At 52.2% G+C, this 26,934-nt stretch carries 22 protein-coding genes and 2 tRNA genes; 5 read left to right on the top strand and 19 right to left on the bottom strand.

Going from position 1 to position 26,934, the window contains the following annotated elements:
• Positions 1–111 precede the first annotated feature (111 nt).
• Positions 112–1,119 (top strand): luciferase-like monooxygenase, encoded by a 1,008-nt coding sequence (locus tag NNO02_RS01815; protein WP_271454104.1) that lies wholly within the window; start codon positions 112–114, stop codon positions 1,117–1,119.
• 89 nt (positions 1,120–1,208) lie between these two features.
• On the opposite strand, the gene mtr is transcribed toward NNO02_RS01815, so the two are convergent.
• The 12 genes from mtr to NNO02_RS01755 all read right to left on the bottom strand — a co-directional run bounded on the left by mtr (position 1,209) and on the right by NNO02_RS01755 (position 15,214).
• Positions 1,209–2,453 carry a tryptophan permease gene (mtr, locus tag NNO02_RS01810; RefSeq protein WP_271454103.1) on the bottom strand — a complete coding sequence of 415 codons (1,245 nt, stop codon included), beginning with the start codon at positions 2,451–2,453 and terminating at the stop codon, positions 1,209–1,211.
• Positions 2,454–2,723: 270 nt separating this feature from the next.
• The gene (locus tag NNO02_RS01805; protein WP_137382414.1) at positions 2,724–4,652 is read right to left on the bottom strand and encodes a DEAD/DEAH family ATP-dependent RNA helicase; all 1,929 of its coding nucleotides are present in this window, start codon (positions 4,650–4,652) and stop codon (positions 2,724–2,726) included.
• Complete coding sequence (yrbN, locus tag NNO02_RS01800; protein WP_010723222.1) at positions 4,645–4,725, bottom strand: protein YrbN; 81 nt, start codon at positions 4,723–4,725, stop codon at positions 4,645–4,647. Before yrbN ends, NNO02_RS01805 begins: the two co-directional genes overlap by 8 nt.
• A gap of 105 nt (positions 4,726–4,830) precedes the next feature.
• Positions 4,831–5,715: a lipoprotein NlpI gene (gene nlpI, locus NNO02_RS01795; RefSeq protein WP_003024982.1), complete on the bottom strand. Its 885-nt coding sequence runs from the start codon at positions 5,713–5,715 to the stop codon at positions 4,831–4,833.
• 109 nt (positions 5,716–5,824) lie between these two features.
• Positions 5,825–7,957, bottom strand: coding sequence for a polyribonucleotide nucleotidyltransferase (pnp, locus tag NNO02_RS01790; protein ID WP_271440738.1), 2,133 nt, complete (start codon positions 7,955–7,957; stop codon positions 5,825–5,827).
• Positions 7,958–8,205: 248 nt separating this feature from the next.
• Positions 8,206–8,475 (bottom strand): 30S ribosomal protein S15, encoded by a 270-nt coding sequence (rpsO, locus tag NNO02_RS01785; RefSeq protein ID WP_000059465.1) that lies wholly within the window; start codon positions 8,473–8,475, stop codon positions 8,206–8,208.
• A gap of 273 nt (positions 8,476–8,748) precedes the next feature.
• Positions 8,749–9,693, bottom strand: a complete 945-nt coding sequence (gene truB / locus NNO02_RS01780; protein WP_271454102.1) for a tRNA pseudouridine(55) synthase TruB — start codon at positions 9,691–9,693, stop codon at positions 8,749–8,751.
• Positions 9,693–10,097: a 30S ribosome-binding factor RbfA gene (rbfA, locus tag NNO02_RS01775; protein ID WP_003024988.1), complete on the bottom strand. Its 405-nt coding sequence runs from the start codon at positions 10,095–10,097 to the stop codon at positions 9,693–9,695. The genes truB and rbfA overlap by 1 nt, the downstream gene beginning before the upstream one ends.
• 149 nt (positions 10,098–10,246) lie before the next feature.
• Complete coding sequence (infB, locus tag NNO02_RS01770) at positions 10,247–12,937, bottom strand: translation initiation factor IF-2 (RefSeq protein WP_271440740.1); 2,691 nt, start codon at positions 12,935–12,937, stop codon at positions 10,247–10,249.
• 24 nt (positions 12,938–12,961) lie between these two features.
• The gene (gene nusA, locus NNO02_RS01765; protein WP_260861734.1) at positions 12,962–14,449 is read right to left on the bottom strand and encodes a transcription termination factor NusA; all 1,488 of its coding nucleotides are present in this window, start codon (positions 14,447–14,449) and stop codon (positions 12,962–12,964) included.
• Positions 14,450–14,477: 28 nt separating this feature from the next.
• Positions 14,478–14,930: a ribosome maturation factor RimP gene (gene rimP / locus NNO02_RS01760; protein WP_003024996.1), complete on the bottom strand. Its 453-nt coding sequence runs from the start codon at positions 14,928–14,930 to the stop codon at positions 14,478–14,480.
• 207 nt (positions 14,931–15,137) lie between these two features.
• Positions 15,138–15,214, bottom strand: a tRNA-Met gene (locus NNO02_RS01755).
• A gap of 345 nt (positions 15,215–15,559) precedes the next feature.
• Here NNO02_RS01755 and argG point away from each other — a divergent pair.
• Positions 15,560–16,903, top strand: coding sequence for an argininosuccinate synthase (gene argG, locus NNO02_RS01750; protein WP_267438712.1), 1,344 nt, complete (start codon positions 15,560–15,562; stop codon positions 16,901–16,903).
• Positions 16,904–17,102: 199 nt separating this feature from the next.
• On the opposite strand, the gene NNO02_RS01745 is transcribed toward argG, so the two are convergent.
• From NNO02_RS01745 to NNO02_RS01735, 3 genes are all read right to left on the bottom strand, one after another.
• Positions 17,103–17,189: transfer RNA gene (locus tag NNO02_RS01745), tRNA-Leu, on the bottom strand.
• Between the two features lie 13 nt (positions 17,190–17,202).
• Positions 17,203–17,535 (bottom strand): preprotein translocase subunit SecG, encoded by a 333-nt coding sequence (gene secG / locus NNO02_RS01740; RefSeq protein ID WP_006687886.1) that lies wholly within the window; start codon positions 17,533–17,535, stop codon positions 17,203–17,205.
• 168 nt (positions 17,536–17,703) lie between these two features.
• Positions 17,704–18,597, bottom strand: coding sequence for a LysR family transcriptional regulator (locus tag NNO02_RS01735; RefSeq protein ID WP_271454101.1), 894 nt, complete (start codon positions 18,595–18,597; stop codon positions 17,704–17,706).
• A 148-nt stretch (positions 18,598–18,745) separates the two neighbouring features.
• Between NNO02_RS01735 and iadA the strand changes: the two genes are divergently transcribed.
• Positions 18,746–19,879 carry a beta-aspartyl-peptidase gene (iadA, locus tag NNO02_RS01730; RefSeq protein WP_271454100.1) on the top strand — a complete coding sequence of 378 codons (1,134 nt, stop codon included), beginning with the start codon at positions 18,746–18,748 and terminating at the stop codon, positions 19,877–19,879.
• A gap of 10 nt (positions 19,880–19,889) precedes the next feature.
• Complete coding sequence (gene dcuC / locus NNO02_RS01725) at positions 19,890–21,356, top strand: C4-dicarboxylate transporter DcuC (RefSeq protein ID WP_271454099.1); 1,467 nt, start codon at positions 19,890–19,892, stop codon at positions 21,354–21,356.
• Between the two features lie 49 nt (positions 21,357–21,405).
• Here dcuC and glmM read toward each other — a convergent pair whose 3' ends face one another.
• From glmM to rlmE, 4 genes are all read right to left on the bottom strand, one after another.
• A complete protein-coding gene (glmM, locus tag NNO02_RS01720) occupies positions 21,406–22,743 on the bottom strand; it encodes a phosphoglucosamine mutase (RefSeq protein ID WP_101741911.1) in 1,338 nt (445 codons plus the stop codon).
• Positions 22,736–23,584, bottom strand: a complete 849-nt coding sequence (folP, locus tag NNO02_RS01715) for a dihydropteroate synthase (RefSeq protein ID WP_048213410.1) — start codon at positions 23,582–23,584, stop codon at positions 22,736–22,738. Before folP ends, glmM begins: the two co-directional genes overlap by 8 nt.
• A gap of 241 nt (positions 23,585–23,825) precedes the next feature.
• Entirely contained in the window at positions 23,826–25,757 is a 1,932-nt protein-coding gene (ftsH, locus tag NNO02_RS01710) for an ATP-dependent zinc metalloprotease FtsH (protein WP_271449027.1), read from the bottom strand.
• A 99-nt stretch (positions 25,758–25,856) separates the two neighbouring features.
• Entirely contained in the window at positions 25,857–26,486 is a 630-nt protein-coding gene (rlmE, locus tag NNO02_RS01705) for a 23S rRNA (uridine(2552)-2'-O)-methyltransferase RlmE (protein WP_137382431.1), read from the bottom strand.
• Positions 26,487–26,611: 125 nt separating this feature from the next.
• On the opposite strand from rlmE, the gene yhbY reads away from it, so the two are divergent.
• On the top strand, positions 26,612–26,905 hold the full coding sequence (gene yhbY / locus NNO02_RS01700) for a ribosome assembly RNA-binding protein YhbY (RefSeq protein ID WP_003025016.1): 294 nt from the start codon (positions 26,612–26,614) through the stop codon (positions 26,903–26,905).
• Positions 26,906–26,934 lie beyond the last annotated feature (29 nt).

Genomic DNA, 26,934 nt, shown 5'->3' with positions numbered 1-26,934 from the left:
CGCCATCGGGGATTGTTTTTGCCGTCAGCCTCATAAGGCTCACTTTGTTAACAACATTCGCTAATCTTTAATGCAGTATTAAAAGATTAACCGGTAACAAAGTGAGCCGTTATGACTAACAAAACTATTCCGTTCTCGGTGCTGGATCTGGCGCCGATCCCTCAGGGTTCCTCCGCGCGAGAAGCCTTCTCCCATTCGCTCGAACTCGCACAGCTTGCTGAAAAACGCGGCTACCGCCGCTACTGGCTGGCAGAACATCACAACATGACCGGTATCGCCAGCGCCGCAACGTCAGTACTGATTGGCTATCTGGCTGCCCATACCACCACGCTGCATCTGGGTTCTGGCGGCGTGATGCTACCCAACCATTCGCCGCTGGTGATCGCTGAGCAGTTCGGCACGCTAAACACACTGTATCCGGGGCGGATTGATCTCGGGCTTGGCCGCGCGCCAGGGAGCGATCAACCCACAATGCGCGCCTTGCGTCGCCATATGAGCGGCGATGTCGACAACTTCCCACGTGATGTAGCAGAACTGGTGGACTGGTTTGACGCCCGCGATCCTAATCCTCACGTTCGCCCGGTTCCAGGCTACGGCGAGCAAATCCCGGTTTGGTTATTAGGTTCCAGCCTGTACAGCGCACAGCTGGCAGCACAGCTTGGCCTGCCATTTGCTTTCGCCTCGCATTTCGCACCAGATATGCTGCATCAGGCACTGCACTTGTACCGGACACAGTTCAAGCCTTCAGCACGCCTGGAAAAACCGTATGCAATGGTGTGTATCAATATCATTGCCGCTGACAGTAACCGCGATGCAGAGTTTCTTTTCACCTCAATGCAGCAGGCATTTGTGAAACTGCGCCGGGGCGAAACCGGCCAGTTACCGCCGCCGGTAGAGAATATGCATCAACTGTGGTCTGCTTCTGAACAGTACGGCGTTCAGCAGGCGCTGAGTATGTCGCTGGTCGGTGATAAAGCGAAAGTGCGGCACGGTCTCGACGCGATTTTGCGTGAAACCCAGGCCGATGAAATTATGGTTAACGGCCAGATCTTTGATCATCAGGCACGGCTGCATTCGTTTGATTTGGCGATGGATGTGAAGCAGGAATTGTTGGGGTAGTGCGTTGTTTTGCCCGGTGGCGCTTCGCTTACCGGGCCTACAGGATAAGTAGGCCGGATAAGGCGCAGCCGCCATCCGGCACAACAACATTACTGGTACACAGGCAACAGATTAAAGCTCGACAGAATGTGGATAACTGCGTTACCGATACCGAATACCAGAATCAGCGCAATCATCGGCTTGCCGCCCCAGACGCGGAATTTCGGGCTACCGAAACGCTCACGGGATTTACGTGCCAGCAGCGCTGGGACAATTGCAGCCCAGATGGTTGCTGCGAGTCCTGCATAACCAATGGCGTACAGGAAGCCGTTCGGCCACAGCAGCCCACCGACAATCGGCGGCAGGAAGGTCAGCAGCGCGGTTTTAAAACGTCCTATACCAGAGTCATCAAATTTGAACAGATCTGCCAGATAGTCGAACAGACCCAGCGTCACTCCGAGGAACGAACTCGCCACGGCAAAGTTGGAGAACACCACCAACAGCAGATCCAAACTACGACTGTTCAGCACGCCGCTCAACGCCTGGACCAGCACATCAATATTACCGCCCTGCTGTGCAATACCGATAAACTCTGGGCGTGGGATATTGCCCATCGTCCCCAGCAACCATACGGTATACAGCACCAGCGCCAGCAGCGTACCGTAGACCAGGCACTTAACGATGGTCTTCGGATCTTTACCGTAGTACTTCATCAGGCTCGGGACGTTACCGTGGTAGCCGAACGACGCCAGACAAAACGGCAGCGTCATCAACAGATACGGCGTATATGAAGCATTGCTCTGCGCCACGTTAAACAACGTGGTCGGCGTGACGTGCCCTAACAGGCTACCGAAAGTCAGGAAAAAGGTAATCACCTTCGCACCCAGCACAATCGCCGTCATGCGACTGACCGCTTTGGTGCTTAACCACACCACAAATGCTACCAGCAGAGCAAAGCCAAAACCTGCCGCACGCGCCGGAACGTTCAGCGACATCTCAGAGAAAGTGTGGTGCAGAATCGAACCACTCGCCGAGATATACGCGTAGGTCAGGATATAGAGAACGAAGGCGATCGAGATGCCGTTCACAACGTTCCAGCCTTTGCCCAGCAGATCTTTGGTGATGGTGTCGAAGCTCGAGCCAATGCGGTAATTGAGGTTAGCTTCGAGGATCATCAGCCCGGAGTGCAGCATGCAGAACCAGGTGAAGATCAGTGCCGCCATTGACCAGAAGAACCACGCCCCGGACATGACCACAGGCAGAGAAAACATCCCCGCGCCAATAATGGTGCCGCCGATGATCACCACGCCGCCAAGCAGCGAAGGTGATGTTTGGGTGGTGGTTAGTGTTGCCATTCAGCCATCTCTCCAGTCATTTGTATTGTGACTACATCTCAATGTGCTGCACTGTACCAGTACATGAGTACAAATGAAATAAAAAAAGCCCCAATCATTTCGATCAGGGCTGTATATATTACTTTACGCTTTTATACTCGTCATACTTCAAGTTGCATGTACGTTGGCTACGCTCATTCACCCCAGTCACATAGTTTTCTATGCTCCTGGGAACTCACTCTCTTGCCGCCTTCCTGCAACTCGAATTATTTAGAGTATAAGCTAAGAAGCTTATGCGTCACCGCCGAAACGACGACGACCAGCGGAGTCATCACGGCGCGGAGCAGAAGAATCATCACGACGCGGGCCACGGTTGCCTTCACGACGTTCGCCGCTGAAACGACGACCATCGCCACGACCGCCTTCACGACGTTCGCCGCTAAAGCCACGACCTTCACCACGACCGCCTTCACGACGCTCACCGCTGAAACGACCACCGCCACGACGCTCACCACCGGTGTGCGGTACTGCATCGCCAACCAGCTGCATGTTCATCGGCTTGTTCAGGATGCGAGTACGAGTAAAGTGTTGCAGCACGTCACCCGGCATACCTTTCGGCAGTTCGATGGTGGAGTGGGAAGCAAACAGCTTGATGTTACCGATATAACGGCTGCTGATATCACCTTCGTTAGCAATCGCGCCAACGATATGACGAACTTCAACACCGTCATCACGACCCACTTCAATACGATACAGCTGCATATCGCCAACGTCACGACGTTCACGACGCGGACGGTCTTCACCACCACGGTCATTGCGGTCACGCGGGCCACGATCGTTGCGGTCGCGCGGACCACGGTCATCACGGTCGCGGAATTCGCGTTTCGGACGCATCGGCGCATCTGGCGGCAGGATCAGCGGACGTTCGCCCTGAGCCATTTTCAGCAGTGCTGCGGCCAGTGTTTCGATATCCAGCTCTTCTTCCGGCTGCATTTTCGCCAGCAGAGCGCGGTACTGATCCAGATCGCTGCTTTCCAGCTGCTGCTGTACTTTCGCGGCGAATTTTTCCAGACGGCGTTTGCCCAGCAGGTCTGCATTCGGCAGCTCGACTTCCGGAATGGTCAGCTTCATGGTGCGTTCGATGTTACGCAGCAGACGACGCTCGCGGTTCTCAACGAACAGCAGCGCACGGCCAGCACGACCCGCACGACCGGTACGACCGATACGGTGAACGTAAGACTCAGAGTCCATCGGGATGTCGTAGTTAACAACCAGGCTGATACGCTCAACGTCCAGGCCACGGGCCGCAACGTCGGTTGCAATCAGAATATCCAGACGACCATCTTTCAGACGCTCCAGAGTCTGCTCACGCAGGGACTGGTTCATGTCGCCGTTCAGTGCAGCGCTGCTATAACCGCTACGCTCCAGCGCTTCTGCCACTTCCAGGGTCGCATTTTTGGTACGAACGAAGATAATCGCCGCATCAAAGTCTTCTGCTTCCAGGAAACGCACCAGCGCTTCATTTTTACGCATGCCCCATACAGTCCAGTAGCTCTGGCTGATGTCAGGACGTGTAGTAACGCTGGACTGAATACGGACTTCCTGCGGCTCTTTCATAAAGCGGCGGGTAATACGACGAATCGCTTCCGGCATGGTAGCAGAGAACAGAGCAGTCTGATGACCTTCCGGGATCTGCGCCATAATCGTTTCGACGTCTTCGATGAAGCCCATACGCAGCATTTCATCAGCTTCGTCCAGTACCAGACCGCTCAGTTTGGAGAGGTCCAGAGTACCGCGCTTCAGGTGATCCAGCAGACGGCCCGGCGTACCGACGACGATCTGTGGTCCCTGACGCAGGGCACGTAATTGCACGTCATAACGCTGGCCGCCGTACAGGGCAACCACGTTCACGCCGCGCATGTGTTTAGAGAAATCCGTCATGGCTTCTGCAACCTGAACCGCCAGTTCGCGGGTCGGTGCCAGCACCAGAATCTGAGGTGCCTTCAGCTCAGGATCAAGATTGTTGAGCAGCGGTAAGGAGAACGCTGCAGTTTTGCCGCTACCTGTCTGGGCCATACCCAGAACATCGCGACCGCCCAGCAGATGCGGAATGCACTCTGCCTGGATTGGAGATGGTTTTTCGTAACCCAGATCGTTAAGGGCTTCAAGGATAGGAGCCTTCAGGCCCAGATCTGCAAAAGTGGTTTCGAATTCAGCCATGTAGTACGTGTGCCTCAAAATTAATGGCGGCCAGTCTACATAACTCATCATGAAATTGATCTGCAATTTTCATTGAAAAGTGTGAACCGGCTCAAAGTAGGTGTATTAACGAACAACAACGCCCTCACCCGTGAAGGTGATGGCAATCAAAAAGATTACGGGCTGATGTGTACGTCAGCTATTGCTGGTCCGATTCTGCCAGGTCATCTTGGTCCTGGCCCAGGAGCGATAATTCCAACAATGCGTATCGGTGCTCAACAAAGTTATGAACGTTGTTAGCCACCGCCAGTTTGAACAATGCCGTAGCGTTGTCCAAATCCCCCAGACTTAGGTAGTACTTACCTAAATAGAAGTTGGTTTCACTGAGATGCTCAGCGAGCGAGGTGTTATCCGTTGCGTCCGCCTTCAGGCGTTCCATCAGCGTTGCTTCGCTAATGTTGCCCAGGTAGAACTCGACAATGTTCCATCCCCATTGCTCTTTATCCGATTTTTCGAAACGTTGCTTTAACGCTTCTTTAGCCTGCTTCTCATCGAGCTTCTGCTCGGCGAGATAAAGCCACAGACTGCGGAAAGGATCATTGGGATCGTCTTGATAAAACGCCAGCAGATCATCTTGCGCTAACTTGTCACGACCGCCGTAATACAATGCGATACCGCGATTCAAGTGCGCGTAGTTGTAAGTTGGATCAAGCTCAAGTACAGAATCAAACGCTTCATAGGCAGCATCAAAATTGCCTGCCTGCGTTAAATATATACCTAAGTAATTGAATACTTCAGGCATATCTGGTCGGATAGCCAGCGCTTGTGAAAAATCATTTCGCGCCAGTGCCCTCAGACCGAGACTATCATACAACACTCCGCGCTCATATAAAAGCTGTGCGCGTTCGTCATCGGTTAAAGCCCGACTGGCAAGAATTTGTTCCATACGTGCCAGAATCACTTCCTGCTGCAAAGTCGGTTGCAGTGGTACTGCGAGGACTTCACTCTTACGCCAGGCGGAATTACTGCATCCAGCCAGCGTGAGTGCTGTCGCAACGAAACACCAGCGCAAAAAAGGCTTCATTTCCCACTCCCGAAGACAACGATTGAATGAACGTCCAGGTTCCCCGGTTGCTAACAAGGCATCCTGCCGGGTTAAAGGCCCCCCGCTCTCACGGAGGGCAATGGCAACCTTACTCGCCCTGGCTTGCCGGAGCTTCCGGTTCGCCTGCAGGCTGAGACTGCTCAGTTGCTTCTTTAATGCTCAGACGTACACGGCCCTGGCGATCAACTTCCAGAACTTTGACCGGTACTTCCTGGCCCATCTGCAGGTAATCAGTCACTTTCTCAACGCGCTTGTCAGCGATCTGAGAGATGTGCACCAGACCTTCTTTACCGCCACCGATGGCAACGAATGCGCCAAAGTCAACGATACGGGTCACTTTACCGTTGTAGATACGACCTACTTCGATTTCAGCGGTGATTTCTTCGATGCGACGAATAGCGTATTTCGCTTTCTCGCCGTCAGTCGCAGCAATCTTCACAGTACCATCATCTTCGATTTCAATGGTGGTGCCGGTTTCTTCGGTCAGGGCACGGATAACAGAACCGCCTTTACCGATAACGTCTTTGATCTTGTCCGGGCTGATCTTAATGGTATGGATACGCGGAGCAAATTCAGAGATATCGCCGCGCGGCGCGTTGATCGCCTGTTCCATCACACCCAGGATGTGCAGACGTGCACCTTTAGCCTGGTTCAAAGCGACCTGCATGATCTCTTTGGTGATACCTTCAATTTTGATATCCATCTGCAGTGCAGAGATACCGTCGCGGGAACCCGCCACTTTGAAGTCCATATCGCCGAGGTGGTCTTCGTCGCCCAGGATGTCAGACAGAACAACAAAGTTGTCGCCTTCCTTCACCAGACCCATCGCGATACCCGCAACGGCTGCTTTGATCGGCACGCCTGCGTCCATCAGCGCCAGGGAAGCACCACATACGGAAGCCATGGAAGAAGAACCGTTAGATTCAGTAATTTCAGAAACGACACGAACGGTGTACGGGAATTTATCCAGTTCCGGCATCACTGCCAGTACGCCACGTTTCGCCAGGCGACCGTGACCAATCTCACGACGCTTCGGAGAACCGACCATACCGGTTTCGCCTACACAGTACGGAGGGAAGTTGTAGTGGAACAGGAAGTTGTCGGTACGCTCGCCCATCAGTTCGTCGAGGTTCTGCGCATCACGGGTAGTACCCAGCGTTGCGGTAACCAGCGCCTGAGTTTCACCACGGGTGAACAGTGCGGAACCGTGAGTACGCGGCAGCACGCCAGTACGCACGTCCAGACCACGGATCATGTCTTTTTCGCGGCCATCGATACGCGGCTCGCCGGCCAGTACGCGGCTACGAACAACGTTTTTCTCGATAGCGTGCAGGATTTCACCCAGCTCGTTAGCGTCCAGGGTTTCATCTTCTGCAGTAAGCTGCGCGATGGTTTCAGATTTGATCACGTCAACCTGAGCATAACGCTCTTGTTTGTCAGTGATACGGTAAGCATCGCTCAGGCGCGCTTCTGCCAGTGCAGCAACGCGCGCGTTCAGCGCTTCGTTAACCGCTTCTGGCTGCCAGTCCCAACGTGGTTTGCCCGCTTCTTTAGCCAGCTCGTTGATGGCCTGGATAACAACCTGCTGCTGTTCGTGACCGAACACCACAGCACCCAGCATCTGGTCTTCACTCAGCAGTTCAGCTTCAGATTCAACCATCAGTACGGCAGCTTCGGTACCGGCAACAACCAGATCCAGTTTACTTTCTTTCAGCTCGTCCTGAGTCGGGTTCAGTACATACTGGTCATTGATATAACCAACACGCGCAGCACCGATCGGGCCGTTGAACGGAATACCAGACAGAGACAGCGCAGCGGATGCACCAATCATCGCCACGATATCCGGGTTAACCTGTGGGTTAACGGAAACGACGGTTGCGATAACCTGAACTTCGTTAACGAAGCCTTCCGGGAACAGCGGACGAACCGGGCGGTCAATCAGACGCGCGATCAGGGTTTCGCCTTCGCTTGGACGGCCTTCACGGCGGAAGAAGCTACCTGGGATACGACCAGCAGCGTAGGTACGCTCCTGATAGTTAACGGTCAGCGGGAAAAAGTCCTGGCCTGGTTTCGCTTTTTTCTGGCCAACAACGGTAACGAATACCGCAGTGTCATCCATGCTAACCATAACAGCGGCAGTCGCCTGACGCGCCATCATGCCGGTTTCCAGCGTAACGGTATGCTGACCGTACTGGAATTTACGAACGATCGGATTAAGCAAAATAATATCCTTTCTCTATTTTTTTGACGGCACATTTATGTGCCATCGTTAATACCCGATCTTCTGCGCATCCTCGCGACTAATGACAACCCTAACCCATGCGTATTGGGTAAAGCCTCTCATTAGCCGCGCGAACCTCTGCAACGGAAGATCATTCATAGCAACAATACATTAGTTTCCAGCGAATTGCTGCCATCTGCTGGAAAAAAGGGGCCATGAAGGCCCCCTCTTTCTGAAACTCGAAAGAATTAGCGACGCAGACCCAGACGCTCGATCAGCGCGGTGTAGCGTGCAACATCTTTACGTTTCAGGTAGTCGAGCAGTTTACGACGCTGAGAAACCATGCGCAGCAGACCACGACGGCTGTGGTGATCTTTTTTGTGCTCTGCAAAGTGGCCCTGCAGGTGGTTAATCTGTGCAGTCAACAGAGCAACCTGAACATCGGTAGAACCGGTGTCGTTTGCATCACGACCGAACTCAGAAACGATTTTAGCTGTAGCTTCAGTACTTAGAGACATTTTAAAACTCCAAAGTATTAAGAATGAAAGGATGCCGATCTCTAATTCAGCAATCCCAGTGTATACACTTTATCTTTCAAACTGACTCTGCGTTGGCTGCGTCCGCTCACTTCAGTCACCTACTTGAGTAAGCCCCTGAGGATTCCCAGACTTGCCGCCTTGATGCAGCTCGAAGGATATTGTGTACACGCCGCGCGAACTGTTAAATAATTAACGCGACGTTAAGCGGCAGTATTCTACTCGCAGCGCCTTCTTATCGCAAGACAGAGAGCGCTATGCAGGATATTCAACCACCAGTCGACGGGGGGCAACCCGACCTTCGTCATCCATTTCCCCCATGCCGATAAATTTACCGTCATCGCCTTCTGTCACACGCACCAGCCCTTCCAGTGGAGTGCCTGTCGTACGAACCGGATTACCATTTTTAAAGTAAACCGACGATGTTAAAGGCAGATTAACCACTGGATAATCCGATGCCGGACTGTCCATTGGCATCAGCAATGGATCAAGCAACTGCGCTGACGGAATGTTCTGTTGTTCAGCTTGTTCTACCAGCTCACGCAAATGTTCCAGCGTGACCATACGGTCAACCGGGTATTTGCTGACCGTCAGACGGCGCAGATACGTTACGTGTGCACCGCATCCCAGCTTCTCACCCAGATCGTCAATAATAGTACGAATATAGGTGCCTTTGGAGCAGTGAACTTCCAGCTCCAGTTCATTCCCTTCGTGGCGAATAAACAGCAGTTCATAAACGGTAATTGGGCGCGCTTCACGCGGCACCTCGATGCCTTGACGAGCATATTCGTACAGCTTCTTGCCCTGATATTTCAGCGCCGAGTACATCGATGGAATTTGCTCGATATCCCCGCGGAAAGTCTCCAGCGCACTCGCAAGCTGTTCCTCAGTAAAAGTCACCGGACGTTCCTGCACGATTTGGCCATCAGCATCAGAGGTATCCGTACGCTGACCCAGGCGGGCAATCACACGATAACGTTTGTCAGAGTCCAGCAGGTACTGTGAAAACTTAGTCGCTTCACCGAGGCAGATAGGCAGCATGCCTGTCGCCAGCGGATCCAACGCGCCAGTATGACCGGCACGGTTGGCATTGTAGATGCGCTTTACTTTTTGCAGTACGTCATTGCTGGACATGCCCTGAGGTTTGTCCAGCAGCAAAACACCATGAATGTCGCGACCACGACGACGAGGACGACTCATCAGTCCTCCTTGCTGTCGTCCGCTGGGTTCACACGACGTTCATCGTCATGCTTCACCACGCTGGTCACCAGGTTGGACATGCGCATCCCTTCGACCAGTGAGTTGTCGTAGAAGAAGGTCAGCTCAGGCACGATACGCAGGCGCATCGCTTTCCCCAGAAGAGAGCGGATGAAGCCAGAAGCTTCCTGCAGTGCCTTAATACCATTTTTAACGGCCGCTTCGTCCTGGTCGTTCAGGAACGTCACGAACACTTTGGCATAGGCCAGGTCACGGGACATCTCAACGCCCGATACGGTGGTCATCATACCAACACGCGGGTCTTTGATTTCGCGTTGCAGGATGAGCGCGATCTCTTTCTGCATCTCTTGCGCTACACGCTGCGGGCGACCAAATTCTTTCGCCATAATAAATTCTCCAGACAAAAAAGGGGCATTCAGCCCCTTTTGAAAATAATTCGGTGATTAGGCTGTAGGCCTGATAAGCGTAGCGCCATCAGGCATTACATTGCCGGATGTCGGCGTAAACGCCTTATCCGGCCTACACCCGAACAACCTTAAGCAATTGTACGTTTGATCTCGATGATCTCGAACACTTCGATCATATCGCCAACGCGAACGTCGTTGTAGTTCTTAACGCCGATACCACATTCCATGCCGTTACGGACTTCGTTGACGTCATCTTTGAAGCGGCGCAGGGATTCCAGCTCACCTTCATAGATAACCACGTTGTCGCGCAGAACGCGGATTGGGTTGTGACGCTTAATCGTACCTTCGGTAACCATACAGCCTGCGATGGCACCGAATTTCGGTGATTTGAACACATCACGAACTTCAGCCAGACCGATGATCTGCTGTTTCAGTTCCGGAGACAGCATGCCGCTCATCGCCGCTTTCACTTCGTCGATCAGATGGTAGATGACGGAGTAGTAACGCAGATCCAGGCTTTCAGATTCGATCACTTTACGTGCAGAAGCATCAGCACGGACGTTGAAGCCAACCAGAATCGCGTTGGATGCCGCAGCCAGCGTCGCGTCGGTTTCGGTGATACCACCCACGCCAGAACCGATGATCTTCACTTTGACTTCGTCGGTAGACAGTTTCAGTAAAGAGTCGGAGATCGCTTCTACAGAACCCTGAACGTCAGCCTTCAGTACGATGTTCACTTCGTGAACTTCGCCTTCGGTCATGTTAGCGAACATGTTCTCGAGTTTAGATTTCTGCTGACGGGCCAGTTTAACTTCACGGAATTTGCCCTGACGATACAGCGCAACTTCACGTGCTTTCTTCTCGTCACGAACGACGGTCACTTCATCACCTGCAGCCGGAACACCGGACAGACCCAGGATTTCCACCGGAATGGACGGACCTGCTTCCAGCACTTCCTGGCCCAGTTCGTTACGCATCGCACGAACGCGACCGTATTCGAAGCCACACAGTACGATATCGCCTTTGTTCAGGGTACCCTCGCGAACCAGGACAGTAGCAACCGGACCACGTCCTTTATCCAGGAAGGATTCGATAACCGCACCGCTCGCCATACCTTTACGTACGGCTTTCAGCTCCAGAACCTCGGCCTGCAGCAGGATAGCATCCAGCAGCTCGTCGATACCGGTACCGGCTTTTGCAGAAACGTGAACGAACTGGCTCTCGCCGCCCCACTCTTCCGGCATGATGCCATACTGGGACAGTTCATTTTTAACGCGATCTGGGTCTGCTTCTGGTTTATCGATCTTGTTCACTGCAACCACTACTGGCACACCTGCCGCTTTCGCGTGCTGGATAGCTTCGATGGTCTGCGGCATCACGCCGTCGTCTGCAGCAACAACCAGAACAACGATATCCGTTGCCTGAGCACCACGAGCACGCATAGAGGTAAATGCGGCGTGCCCCGGGGTATCCAGGAAGGTGATCATACCGTTACCTGTTTCAACGTGATACGCACCGATGTGCTGAGTAATGCCGCCTGCTTCGCCTGAGGCCACTTTCGTAGAACGAATGTAATCCAGCAAAGACGTTTTACCGTGGTCAACGTGACCCATGATGGTCACTACCGGTGCACGCGGTTCAGCCGCCGCACCAGTGTCACGGTCGCTCATTACCGCTTCTTCCAGTTCGTTTTCACGACGCAGGATAACTTTGTGGCCCATCTCTTCGGCAACCAGCTGTGCAGTTTCCTGGTCGATAACCTGGTTGATGGTCGCCATGGCACCCAGTTTCATCATCGCTTTGATGACCTGAGAACCTTTAACTGCCATCTTGTTCGCCAGATCGCCAACGGTGATGGTTTCGCCGATCACAACGTCACGGTTAACGGCCTGAGCCGGCTTCTGGAAGCCCTGCTGCAGCGCGGAACCTTTACGCTGTTTACCGCCTTTGCCGCCACGAACCGCTGCACGCGCTTCTTCACGGTCAGCTTTAGATTCGGCGTGTTTATTGCCTTTCTTCGCCGGACGCGCAGCTTTCGCACTGCGAGTACGACCACGACCGCCTTCAACTTCACGATCGTTTTCGTCTTCTGCCTGGCGAGCGTGTTGAGAGGTGGTGACGTGATAATCGCTGGTATCTTCAACAGGTTCAGCGTTATTCACACCATTCTTCTCGTTTTCTTCTGCCATACGACGGGCTTCTTCAGCCACACGGCGCGCTTCTTCTTCAAGCTTGCGACGTGCTTCTTCTTCCGCTTTACGCTTCAGTTCTGCGGCTTCGTTTTCACGGCGGGCTTTTTCGGCCTGGGCGGTTTTTGTCATATCGTCGGTCTGTTGATTGCTCACTTTGTCTTTTTCCGCAGCTTCACGTTTCGCTTTATCAGCGGCTTCACGTTTAGCTTGTTCTGCGGCCTCACGTTCGGCTTTTTGTTGCGCCTCGCGTTTGGCAGCTTCTTCTGCCTCACGACGGGCTTGCTCTTCCGCTTCACGCTGCGCCTGCTCTTCCGCGGCAAGGCGTTCAGCCTCTTGCGGATCGCGTTTCACAAAGGTGCGTGTCTTGCGGACTTCGATTTGTACCGATTTACTTTTTCCACCGGTACCTGGAATATTGAGAGTACTGCGCGTTTTACGCTGCAATGTCAACTTATCCGGCGCTGAGCCATTTTCACGGTTCAGGTGCGCCAGCAAGGTTTGTTTCTCTTGTGCGGACACAGAGTCATCAGCAGACTTAGGGATACCTGCATCAGCAAATTGCTGTACCAGGCGCTCCACGGAAGTCTGTATCTCTGCAGCCAGCGTTTTTACGGTTACATCTGTCATACTGTTCCTTCCTGCTACAGTTTATTACGCTTCGTCGCCGAACCAGCAAATATTACGGGCAGCCATAATCAGCTCACCGGCTTTCTCGTCGGTCAACCCTTCGATATCAGCCAGATCATCAATGCCCTGTTCAGCGAGATCTTCCAGCGTACAAACACCACGGGCAGCCAGTTTGAAGGCCATATCACGATCCAATCCTTCCAGATTCAGCAGATCGTCAGCCGGTTTGTTATCACCGAGGCTTTCTTCCTGGGCCAGTGCCAGAGTGGTCAGTGCGTTTTTAGCACGCTCGCGCAGCGCTTCAACGGTCTGTTCATCAAGGCCGTCAATTTCCAGCAGTTCTTTCATTGGCACGTAGGCCAGTTCTTCCAGCGTCGCAAAACCTTCTTCCACCAGAACTGTCGCGAAATCTTCATCGATATCGAGATATTTGGTGAAGGTATCGATGGCCGCATGTGCTTCAGCCTGATGCTTAGCCTGCAGATCATCAACGGTCATGACGTTGAGTTCCCAACCGCTCAGTTGTGAAGCCAGGCGGACGTTCTGACCATTACGTCCAATCGCCTGAGCCAGGTTACCGGCTTCAACCGCAATATCCATGGTGTGTTTGTCTTCATCCACCACGATAGAAGCGACGTCTGCTGGCGCCATTGCGTTGATCACGAACTGCGCCGGGTTATCATCCCACAGGACAATATCAATACGCTCGCCGCCCAGTTCGGTAGAAACTGCCTGAACACGCGCACCGCGCATACCAACACAGGCACCGACCGGATCGATACGCTTGTCGTTGGTCTTAACGGCGATTTTCGCACGAGAACCCGGATCGCGAGCCGCCGCTTTAATTTCAATCACTTCTTCGCCAATTTCTGGCACTTCAATGCGGAACAGTTCGATCAGCATTTCCGGCTTGGAACGCGTCACAAACAGCTGCGCACCACGCGCTTCCGGGCGCACAGAGTACAGAACACCACGAATACGGTCGCCAGGACGGAAGTTTTCACGCGGCAGCATGTCTTCACGCAGGATCACAGCTTCAGCATTGCTGCCCAGATCCAGGGAAATGTTGTCACGGTTGACTTTCTTCACCACGCCAGTGACGATTTCGCCTTCGTGTTCACGGAATTGATCGACAACCATCGCACGTTCAGCTTCACGTACTTTCTGTACGATAACCTGTTTCGCGGTCTGAGTAGTGATACGGTCAAAGGTGACAGATTCGATCTGATCTTCAACGTATTCACCAACGTTCAGACTTTCGTCTTCAAAGCGCGCTGCTTCCAGCGTAATTTCTTTAGTTGGCTGAGTGACTTCTTCTACGATAACCCAACGACGGAAGGTATCGAAATCACCGCTTTTACGATCGATCTCTACGCGGACATCGATCTCTTGTTCATATTTTTTCTTTGTTGCTGTAGCCAGCGCACTTTCCAGCGCTTCAAAAATTTTCTCGCGTGGCAGCGCTTTCTCGTTGGATACGGCTTCAACAACAGCCAAAATTTCTTTGTTCATCGCGGGCTTTTCACCTCAATCCAGACTGTTAAAAGTGGGGAACCAGGTTCGCCTTCTGGATATTACTCAGCGCGAACACTTCATCTTTACCTTCGACTGTGACCGTGATCATCTCACCGTCCACCGCTTTGATAACGCCCTGCCATTTACGACGGTTTTGTACCGCCATACGAAGAACCAGCGTGACTTCTTCACCCAGGAAACGCACGTAGTGTTCAGCCGTGAACAGAGGACGGTCGAGACCCGGAGAGGAGACTTCCAGGTTGTAGGCAACAGTGATTGGGTCTTCGACATCCATCACCGCGCTTACCTGATGGCTCACATCAGCACAATCATCAACATTGATGCCATCTTCACTATCAATATAGATGCGCAGTGTGGATGTGCGACCGCGAATAAATTCGATGCCGACCAGCTCGTACCCCAAGGCTTCAACTGGCGCTGTAATCATCTCTGTTAATTTTTGCTCTAATGTGGACAAGCCCACCCCCAAGACATAAAAAAAGGGCCTAAAGCCCAGTTATTCTGTAGTCAGATAACAAAAAACCCCGATAAATCGGGGCTTTAGATAACTGAACCCTATAACCGCACCTGCGGTTCGGAGAACCTTCCGAAAGAATTTTTTTCAAATCCAGCTACGAAGGCCTAAGTCTTCACAGTATATTTGAAAAAGAACTCTAAGGGAAAGTGGTTGCGGGGGCCGGATTTGAACCGACGACCTTCGGGTTATGAGCCCGACGAGCTACCAGGCTGCTCCACCCCGCGCCTGAAACGTGGCAAATTTTACTCGTTTTGGGTAAAAAATGCAAATACTGCTGGGATTTGGTACCGAGGACGGGACGTAAAATCTGCGCACAGTATATTGATCCTCTATACGTTATGTCAACCTTGTTACTACTATGCAAATGAATGAATGCTAACCAGCACAAATACGACGGAAGACAGGAAAGATAAATCAGCCATCTACAGCGTTATTTAACGAAATTATCACTAAACTCTTCCTGTCATCCTTAAAAGATGATTAAATGAAAACTCATTTATTTTGCATAAAAATGCAATAAACATAAAAAACCGACCTCTTCACCAGTCTATCAAGCAGGGTTTTATTTTATGACGACGATTCTCAAGCATCTCCCGGTAGGTCAACGTATTGGTATCGCTTTTTCCGGCGGCCTGGACACCAGTGCAGCACTGCTGTGGATGCGACAAAAAGGGGCTGTCCCATATGCATATACTGCGAATTTGGGCCAGCCGGATGAGGATGACTATGACGCTATTCCTCGCCGTGCAATGGAATATGGTGCTGAGAATGCTCGCCTGGTTGATTGCCGCAAGCAGTTGGTTGCCGAAGGGATCGCCGCTATTCAGTGTGGTGCGTTCCACAACACCACCGGCGGACTGACCTATTTCAATACCACCCCACTGGGCCGCGCAGTGACAGGCACTATGTTGGTTGCCGCCATGAAAGAAGATGGCGTAAACATTTGGGGTGACGGTAGTACCTATAAAGGTAACGATATTGAACGTTTCTATCGTTATGGCCTGCTAACCAACGCCGAATTGCAGATTTACAAACCCTGGCTGGATACCGATTTTATCGACGAACTCGGTGGTCGCCATGAGATGTCCGAATTTATGATCGCCTGCGGCTTCGACTACAAGATGTCTGTCGAAAAGGCGTATTCCACTGACTCCAATATGCTCGGCGCGACTCACGAAGCAAAAGATCTGGAATTCCTGAACTCCAGCGTCAAAATCGTTAACCCGATTATGGGCGTTAAGTTCTGGGATGAGAGCGTGAAGATCCCGGCTGAAGAAGTGACCGTACGCTTTGAACAAGGCCATCCGGTTGCGCTGAACGGTAAGACCTTCAGTGACGATGTTGAAATGATGCTGGAAGCCAACCGTATCGGCGGTCGTCATGGTCTGGGTATGAGTGACCAGATTGAAAACCGTATCATTGAAGCAAAAAGCCGCGGTATCTATGAAGCTCCGGGGATGGCACTTCTGCACATCGCTTACGAACGTCTACTGACCGGTATTCATAATGAAGACACCATTGAGCAATATCATTCTCATGGCCGTCAGCTGGGCAAACTGCTGTACCAGGGCCGCTGGTTCGATTCGCAGGCACTGATGCTGCGTGATGGTCTGCAACGTTGGGTCGCCAGCCAGATTACCGGTGAAGTGACGCTGGAGCTGCGCCGCGGCAACGACTACTCCATTCTCAATACCGTGTCCGACAACCTGACCTATAAGGCTGAGCGTCTGACCATGGAGAAAGGCGAGTCAGTATTCTCACCTGACGATCGTATCGGCCAGTTGACCATGCGTAATCTGGATATCACAGATACCCGCGAGAAGCTGTTCGGCTACGCGAAAGCCGGTCTGTTGACCGCCTCTTCAGCGACCGGCCTGCCGCAGGTTGAGAATTTGGAAAACAAGGCGAAGTAAACATTCATCATTTTAAGGCCGCGAAAGCGGCCTTTTTTATGCGCAGAATATAGGGATGCTCTGTAGGCCTGATAAACGTAGCTCAATCTGGCGTTGTAATAATGTCGGATGGCGGCGTAAACGCCTTATCCGACCTACAGACAACCATAAATAACAGACGAAAAAAAAGACGCTTTGCAGCGTCTTTTCTTTGGAATATTGGTACTGAGGATGGGACTCGAACCCACAAGCCCGTTAGGGCACTACCACCTCAAGGTAGCGTGTCTACCAATTCCACCACCTCAGCACAGATACAACTATTAATGTGGGATATCGCTGGTCGGCTGAGCCGGAGCAGCTGGCTGAGTTTGCTCGGTTTTCGCCGGTGCACTCAGATTTTCCCACTCACTTCCTTTATTGGTCTTATTGCTGTTCATGTTACCCAGCACCAGACTGATAATGAAGAACAGAGTCCCTAACACAGCTGTCATACGGGTCATGAAGTTACCAGAACCACTTGAACCAAACAGTGTACCAGAAGCGCCTGCGCCAAAAGAGGCTCCCATATCAGCGCCTTTACCTTGCTGCAGCATGATCAAGCCAACAAGGCCAATTGCTACAATAAGGAAAACTACCAAAAGAGCTTCGTGCATAATCAACCTGTTCCTTGCGGAGTTGCCGCGTACCAATGCTTCGACCAATAAAGCGGGAATTTCAACTGTTTCCCACTGAAGCGGGTGTGAATACTAACCAAAGCGAATAACCTTCGCAAGGGCAATTTGTTAGCATTGTATCAAGTGCGGAAAAAATCGCCACATCAATCAAAAACGCAGCAACTTATCCCAGCATCGCTGCATTACTGACCGCTGATCGTCAAGGTTTGCCCAAACAACAATAGGGATTTCACAAATCAGATCCGAATTTTCTGGCCAACAGTGAATGATTTCCTGATTTACCAACTCCTCAGCCACCATTGATTCGGGTAACCATGCCATTCCCATATGGCGCAGTACCATTTCTCGTATTGTTTCGCTTAGCCCAGTCTCAAATACTTTTTTCAACCGTGGGCGCACTCGTTGTTCTGCCGGATCAATAATACGTCTGACAAAGGTGTAGTCGCTGTAGCATAACCAGGGGATCGGGGTATGCGGATCATCCAGTCTGTCTGCGAGTTGCGCAGAAATCACCGGGATAAAACGCTCATATCGCCATAAAGAACGCTTCAGCCCTCCGGCAATCTCCAGCCCCGGTTGTGAAGAGGGTAAATCGTACGTCACCAGCATATCAATTTGCCGGTTTATCAGGGCATTAAAGTGATTATCAATCCCCTGAATGCTGGCATTTACCGTGAAGTTTAATTGCGGTTCACTCTGGCGCAGATAGTTGATCATATCAGGCAGGATATTGACTGACAGCGTATGCAGACTCACCATCACCAACGTATTGTCCGTCGCTGGCATCATCGCACACAGGTCATGGCGCGCCTCCGTGAGTGTGCTGAGGACTTGCCGGGCATAAGGTTCAAAACGTTCGCCATAACAGGTTAGCGTAACGGGCGTCGTGGTGCGGTCAAACAACGGGACCCCCAACATCTCTTCCAGCGCCTTTATACGTCGGCTTAACGCGGGCTGGGTGATATGCCGCTGTATCGCTGCCTGAGAGTAATTCCCATACTGACTCAACGCCAGAAAATCTTCTAACCACTTCGAATCCACGTCTCATTCCCCATCATGCCATAACCGTATCCACCGATAACAAATCGGCAATAGTCACAGTTATAGTAATGGCTTTAATGTGGACATCATAACAACAATATTCCGTTTCACCTGCCGACTCTCACCCTCGACGTTTGACAGGACCGATATGTTTACTTTACTGACCAATGCCCGCGTATTTTCCCCAGAGGATTTAGGCCTCTGCTCCCTGCTCATACATGCCGATCGCATTGTGGCTGTTGAAAAAGATATTGCACTCTTTGATGGCGTCAAAGAAGTCATCGATTGCCGCGGTAAGTGGGTAATTCCCGGAATTATCGATCAGCATGTCCATCTTACCGGCGGCGGCGGTGAAGCCGGCTTTGCCAGCCGGACGCCAGCCGTCAAACTGCGCGATCTGATTCAGGCTGGTATTACGACGGTCGTCGGCGTGCTGGGCACTGATGCGATATCCCGCTCCCCGAAAGATCTGTACGCCAAAATGCAGTCTCTCAACCTGGAGGGCCTGCGTGCGTATATGCATACCGGAGCCTACGCGGTACCCAGCCCGACAATTACACAATCTATTCGCGATGATATGGCATTTATCCCGGCAATCCTGGGTGTCAAAATCGCACTCGCCGATCACCGTGGCTCCTACCCCTCTTTCCAGGAGTTATTAAGAATAATCAGTGACATCCGCGTATCCTCACTTCTGGCCGGAAAAAAAGGGCTGCTGCACGTACACCTGGGCAATCTACCGGAAGGGATGTCACAGCTGATGGAACTGTGTGATGCCGGTATTCCGATTCACCACATTTCGCCGACGCATGTTGCGAGGACAGAGGCATTGTTCGAACAGGCTATCGCTTTCGCACATCGCGGTGGCCATATCGACGTAACATCTGGCGGCAGCCGATTTATGCCCCAGGAACAAGCGATTCTCCACGCGCTGGAATCACAGGTTCCTGCAGATCGCATCACCATTAGTTCTGATGGTAATGGCAGCGTGCCGCGCTTTAATGCGCAAGGCATCGTAGAAGGATTAAGCGCCGCGCCGGTAGCCGGCAACCTCAACCTGTTGCCTCGCCTGATTGATGTCGGTATTCCAGTGCCTCAGGCGATCGCGATGTTGACGGCGAACGTTGCACGCTCACTGGGTATTTCTGGCGGCGTACTTTGCGCAGGAGAACGTGCTGATATTTGCGTGCTCAATGACGACCTCTCCCTGGCCCACTTGTTTGCCGCCGGAAAACCGTTGCTGCGTGATGGTGAGTGTCTGGTCACCGGCAACTTTGAGTGAGGAGTTGAGAATGTCATTATTACTGGCGCTGGTCGCCATTATTTTTGCCGGGCGTCTGATCCTGAAAAAGTATCACCCTCAGTCGGTGTTGCTCTTAACCGGGATCGTACTCCTGCTTATCGCGCATTTTAGCGGGATGGCTACTCTCAGTAGCCTGGTAAAAAAAAGCACCGGATTTGGTCCCTTTGACGCCTTTGAGTTTATTCGCGATACCCTGAGCGTGCGTCTTGGCGGTCTTGGACTACAAATCATGCTGATAGGTGGCTTTGCCACCTATATGTCGGCTATTGGCGCAAGTCAGGTGCTGGTGCGCGTCACATCCCGCCCCTTGCAACGTCTGAACTCCCCTTATCTACTGCTCGGGCTGGCCCTGCTGCTGGGCCAATTTCTGTCGCTGTTTATCAGTAGCGCCACCGGACTGGGTCTGCTTTTGATGGCAACACTTTACCCCCTGCTGACCCGTCTTGGCTGCAGCCGCGCCGCCGTCGCTGCGGTTATCGCCAGTACCTGTGCCGTTGAATTTGGCCCGGGCTCCGGGAACTCGGTTCTCGCCGCCAAAACGGCAGGTATCGAGGTAGTTAACTATTTTGTTCAGGATCAGTTACCGATTGTCGTTCCGGTTATTCTTTTCATCGCTCTGCTTCATATCGTTGTACAACGCTTTTTCGATCGCCGGGAGAGTGGTGACAATGCCGCGCAGCAAATGCAGACATTAACCTCAACCGAAGAAGCCGAAGCGCCGGTTGCCTGGCTGTTCCTGCCAATGTTACCGCTGGTTTTAATGTTGGCGTGCAGTGATTTGCTGTTCAGCTCACTCAAAATTACGCTGGATACCGCCGTACTGATAAGCCTGGCCATTACTCTGATATGCGAATATTGCCGCCATCGTAAAGCTCGCGAAGTGATGGCTGGCGTACAAAAAGTTTTCGACAGTATGGGCAGTGTGTTTGCCACGGTAGTCACGCTGATTATCGCCGGTGAAGTTTTCTCCGCCGGTCTGAAAGCGATTGGCGCGGTTGATGCGCTGCTGTCACTCTCAGGAGAATTTGGCCTCAGCGCAGCGTCCATAATCTTGCTGATGACGCTAATCACCTTTGCGATTTCAGCGTTGATGGGCTCCGGGAATGCAGCATTTTTCTCCTTCGCCCCGATGGTGCCGGATATCAGCCGCCATATTGGCAGCGACGTGGCGGTTATGATGCTGCCGATTCAGATTTCAGCGGGCATTGGACGGACGTTGTCGCCTATTGCCGGCGTGATTATCGCCATCGCCGGGATCGCAGGTGTATCACCGGTGGATATCGTTAAACGCACCGCAATTCCGATGCTGGGAGGATGGTTGCTGATGATTGCACTGACATTCGCCCGATCCGGGCACTTGTTGGCGGTTCTCCCGTGGCTGGCCGTCCTCGTCCTATTGATGATCAGTGGCTACTTCTGGCAGCGCCGACGTAAACAACCGCTTGCAGTACAGTAAAAAAAAGCCGGAGTCTCTCAGACTCCGGCTTTTGCACTTATGGATAGGGTTAAACGGCTTTCACTGCATCCGCAATGCGGTGCGCAAACTCCGTAACCTGTGCTTCGTCTTCACCTTCAACCATCACACGGATTAATGGCTCAGTGCCCGACTTACGCAGCAGTACGCGTCCACGGTTACCCAGTGCCGCTTCAACCTCTGCCATCACCGCTTTCACGCTTTCATGTTCCAGCGGATCGCCACTGCCTGCGGTGTAACGTACGTTAACCAGCAGTTGCGGGAACATTTTCATGCCGCTGCACAGATCGTGCAAACTCATATGGTTACGCACCATCGCTGCCAATACCTGCAGACCCGCCACAATACCGTCGCCCGTGGTCGTTTTATCCAGCAGGATCACATGACCTGAGTTTTCCGCACCAATACGCCAGCCTTTTTCCTGCATTTTTTCCAGCACATAACGGTCGCCTACTTTCGCACGGGCAAACGGAATGCCCAGTTGTTTCAGCGCCAGCTCCAGTCCCATGTTGCTCATCAAAGTACCCACCGCGCCACCGCGCAGTTGCCCCTGGCGCAGCGCTTCACGAGCGATGATGTACATGATCTGGTCGCCGTCGACTTTATTACCTTCGTGATCAACCATAATGACGCGGTCGCCGTCACCGTCCAGCGCAATCCCCAAATCGGCTTTTTCCGCGATGACGCGCGCCTGCAGCGCACGAACATCGGTCGCGCCGACTTCTTCATTGATGTTTACACCGTTTGGCTCACAGCCAATCGCAATGACGTTAGCACCCAGCTCGCGCAGTACATTTGGCGCAATGTGGTACGTTGCACCGTTAGCGCAGTCCACCACAATTTTAAGCTCGTTCAGGCTCAGTTCATTCGGGAATGTGCCTTTGCAGAACTCAATATAGCGCCCGGCAGCATCGACAATACGACTGGCTTTACCCAGCTCAGCCGAATCCACGCAGGTGATTGCTTTTTCCATCTCCGCTTCAATGGCTTCTTCAACTGCATCCGGCAGTTTGGTTCCGTCGATGGAGAAGAATTTAATCCCGTTGTCATAAAATGGGTTGTGCGAAGCGGAGATAACAATCCCGGCTTCAGCACGGAAAGCACGCGTCAGATAAGCGACGGCAGGTGTTGGCATGGGGCCTGTGAAAGAAGCTGACAACCCCGCGGCAGCCAGGCCCGCTTCCAGCGCAGATTCCAGCATATAGCCGGAAATACGTGTATCTTTACCGATAATGATTTTACGTGAACCATGACGTGCCAGCACTTTTCCTGCCGCCCAACCCAGCTTGAGCACAAAGTCAGGGGTGATTGGAGCGTCGCCTACACGACCACGAATCCCATCGGTGCCAAAATATTTACGATTACTCATAGCGTTTGTTTTCCTTTGCAGACAATGTGGCTTCCACCACACGCATCGCTTCTACGGTTTCTTTGACGTCATGGACACGAATAATCTGCGCCCCTTGCATTGCGGCAATGACCGCGCATGCAAGGCTGCCGCTCAAACGCTCAGATGGACCCACATTGAGCAATTGGCCAACCATTGATTTTCGTGACATCCCTACCAGCAGCGGCAGATTAAAATGATGAAATTCCGCCAGACGTGCCAGCAATGTGTAGTTGTGAGTAAGATTTTTACCGAATCCGAATCCTGGGTCGAGTAGCAATTTATCTTTTGTGATTCCGGCCCGTTCACAACGTGCTATTTGCTCAACAAAGTAACGATTTACCTCAGCAAATACATCCTCATACTTCGGCGCTTCCTGCATAGTTTTCGGCTGTCCCTGCATGTGCATCAGGCAAACCGGCAATCCAGTTTCTGCCGCAGCTTCCAGCGCGCCCGGCTCCGAGAGCGAACGTATATCGTTAATGATATGCGCCCCTACTCTGGCGCACTCACGAATAACCTCTGGTTTTGAGGTATCTACCGAAATCCACACTTCAAAACGTTGCGCAATTGCCTCAACAACCGGGATTACACGCTGCAGTTCTTCCTCCACGCTCACATCGGCCGCGCCCGGTCGCGTAGACTCACCACCCACATCAATGATAGTCGCCCCTGCGTTAATCATCAGATTTGCGTGTTTTACCGCCTCAACCAGGGAGTTGTGCGCTCCACCATCAGAAAAAGAGTCTGGTGTGACGTTTAAAATCCCCATGACGTGGGGATGGCTGAGATCCAGCGAAGATCCCTGAGCAAAGAGTTTCATAGTGTTATCCCTGGTATATACCTATCGTCTTTCAAGCTGCATCTGCGTTAGCTTTATTCGGCCTTGGGCCTCACCCCTTCGGGGCCAGCGCAAGCGCTGGCCCCAGTCACGTGACTGGGGATTCCCTGCGTCGCCGCTTTGATGCAACTCGGAATTCCTTGGGTATAAGTTGATAAATAAAAAAACCCCGGAGCAAGCCCCAGGGTTTTCAATTAAAACATGGTCATCAGATTACGATAACTTATTTGTCGCCTAACTGCTCTGACATGTTGCCCGGGTTCGGCGTACGTGGCTCTTCAGCCGGACGCGGAGCACTCGGGGTGCCATTGTTGCCAGAGTTGTTAGATGAACCAGACTCTTCCCAACCCGCTGGCGGACGTACATCGCGGCGAGCCATCAGATCATCAATCTGCGGTGCATCGATGGTCTCATATTTCATGAGCGCATCTTTCATCGAGTGCAGAATGTCCAGGTTGTCGTTCAACAGACGGCGAGCACGGTCATAGTTGCGTTCAATCAGCAATTTCACTTCCTGATCGATAATACGCGCGGTTTCATCGGACATATGTTTAGCTTTCGCCACAGAACGACCGAGGAACACTTCGCCTTCTTCTTCCGCGTACAGCAACGGCCCCAGTTTGTCTGAGAAGCCCCACTGAGTGACCATGTTACGCGCCAGGTTCGTCGCGACTTTAATGTCGTTGGACGCACCGGTAGAAACATGTTCAGCACCGTAGATGATCTCTTCTGCCAGACGACCGCCGTACAGCGTGGAGATCTGACTTTCCAGTTTCTGACGACTGGCGCTAATTGCGTCGCCTTCAGGCAGGAAGAAGGTGACACCCAGCGCACGACCGCGCGGAATAATCGTCACTTTGTGCACCGGATCGTGCTCCGGTACCAGGCGACCGATAATCGCGTGGCCAGCTTCGTGGTACGCGGTGGATTCTTTCTGCGCTTCCGTCATCACCATGGAGCGACGTTCCGCACCCATCATGATTTTGTCTTTCGCTTTCTCGAACTCAACCATCGATACAACACGCTTGTTGCCACGCGCTGCAAACAGTGCCGCTTCGTTCACCAGGTTCGCCAGGTCCGCACCTGAGAAACCAGGCGTACCACGAGCAATGATTGCCGCATCGATATCCGGAGACAGCGGTACGCGACGCATATGCACTTTCAGAATCTGTTCACGACCGCGAACGTCCGGCAGACCAACAACAACCTGACGGTCAAAACGGCCTGGACGCAGCAGCGCAGGGTCAAGAACGTCAGGGCGGTTAGTTGCCGCGATAACGATAATACCTTCGTTACCTTCGAAGCCGTCCATCTCAACCAGCATCTGGTTCAGCGTCTGTTCACGTTCATCGTGACCGCCACCCAGACCAGCGCCACGCTGGCGACCTACGGCGTCGATTTCATCGATGAAGATGATGCACGGTGCCGCTTTCTTGGCTTGTTCGAACATGTCACGCACACGAGATGCGCCCACACCGACGAACATTTCCACGAAATCAGAACCGGAAATTGTGAAGAATGGAACCTTCGCTTCACCTGCGATAGCTTTTGCCAGCAGGGTTTTACCTGTACCCGGAGGACCAACCATCAGGACGCCTTTCGGGATCTTACCGCCCAGTTTCTGGAAACGGCTCGGTTCGCGCAGGTATTCAACCAGTTCAGCGACCTCTTCTTTCGCTTCGTCACAACCCGCGACATCAGCAAAAGTGGTTTTGATCTGATCTTCGGTCAACATGCGCGCTTTGCTCTTACCGAACGACATGGCACCTTTGCCACCACCGCCCTGCATTTGACGCATAAAGAAGATCCAGACACCAATCAGCAGCAGCATTGGGAACCAGGAAATGAAGATAGAAGCCAGCAGGCTCGGCTCTTCAGGCGGCTCGCCAACAACCTTGACGTTTTTGGTCAGCAGGTTATCAAGCAGCTTCGGATCGTTAACCGGAATGTAGGTCGTGTAACGGTTACTATCTTTCTTGGTAACGTTAATCTCACGTCCGTTGATACGCGCTTCACGAACCTGGTCCTGATTGACCTCTTGCAGGAAGGTAGAGTAATCAACCTTACGGCCATTAGACTCGCTGGGCCCAAAGCTCTGGAATACTGACATCAGCACAACGGCAATGACCAGCCAGAGTATTAGGTTTTTCGCCATGTCACTCAAGGGATTAACCTCATATTACAACTGTGTTAAAAACAGCGTCAGGATACTCTATATCCAGTGTCTTTCAAACTTTCGTTTGAAATCTACCGGTTATGGTTTACGCCCGGTCGCTACAATGTACACTTCACGCGAACGGGCGCGAGAAGAGTCCGGCTTACGAACTTTGACCTTCGTAAACAGGGAGCGAATGTCTCTTAGATACTCATCGAAGCCTTCGCCCTGGAACACCTTCACTACAAAACTACCACCTGGTGCTAATACATCACGAGCCATTCCAAGTGCCAGTTCAACCAGATACATGGCCCGGGGAATATCCACCGCCGGTGTTCCACACATATTTGGCGCCATATCAGACATGACAACTTGTACTTTACTGTCACCTACACGCTCAAGTAACGCTTTCAGGACTAATTCATCACGAAAGTCGCCCTGAAGGAAGTCCACACCAACGATTGGATCCATAGGTAAAAGATCGCAAGCGATAATGCGGCCGCTGTTTCCGATCTGCGTAACCGCATATTGCGACCAGCCACCGGGTGCAGCGCCGAGGTCAACAATCGTCATCCCCGGTTTAAAAATTTTGTCACTTTGCTGTATTTCATCAAGTTTAAACCAGGCGCGGGAACGTAACCCCTTTTTCTGTGCCTGTTGAACATATTTATCGCTAAAGTGTTCCTGAAGCCAGCGACTCGAGCTGGCAGAACGCTTTTTACCTGTCATTTCACTTTCCCATCGGGCAGTTCATCGTAACCAATGGTGTAAATATCTACACAGCTATTTGGCGATATATGGGAGATGGCGGTAGAATGACCCGTTTTCAATCCCAACGTAAGCAAAAATATACGATGAATCTGAGTACTAAACAAAAACAGCACCTGAAAGGTCTGGCACATCCGCTCAAGCCTGTAGTTATGCTTGGCAATAATGGTTTGACCGAAGGGGTACTGGCCGAGATTGAACAAGCGTTAGAGCACCATGAGCTTATCAAGGTGAAAATCGCCTCGGAAGATCGCGATACTAAAACCTTGATCGTGGAAGCTATCGTACGCGAAACCGGCGCCTGTAATGTACAGGTCATCGGCAAAACGCTGGTACTGTATCGCCCGACTAAAGAACGTAAAATCTCGCTGCCACGCTAAGAATATCCCAAAGTTGAACACGAAGTTTG

The sequence above is a fragment of the Citrobacter sp. Awk 2 genome (assembly GCF_028069815.1).
In the GTDB taxonomy this organism is placed as follows: domain Bacteria; phylum Pseudomonadota; class Gammaproteobacteria; order Enterobacterales; family Enterobacteriaceae; genus Citrobacter.
The sequence above is the reverse complement of the archived record's forward strand: the minus strand, read 5'-3'. Positions and strand labels throughout refer to the sequence as shown.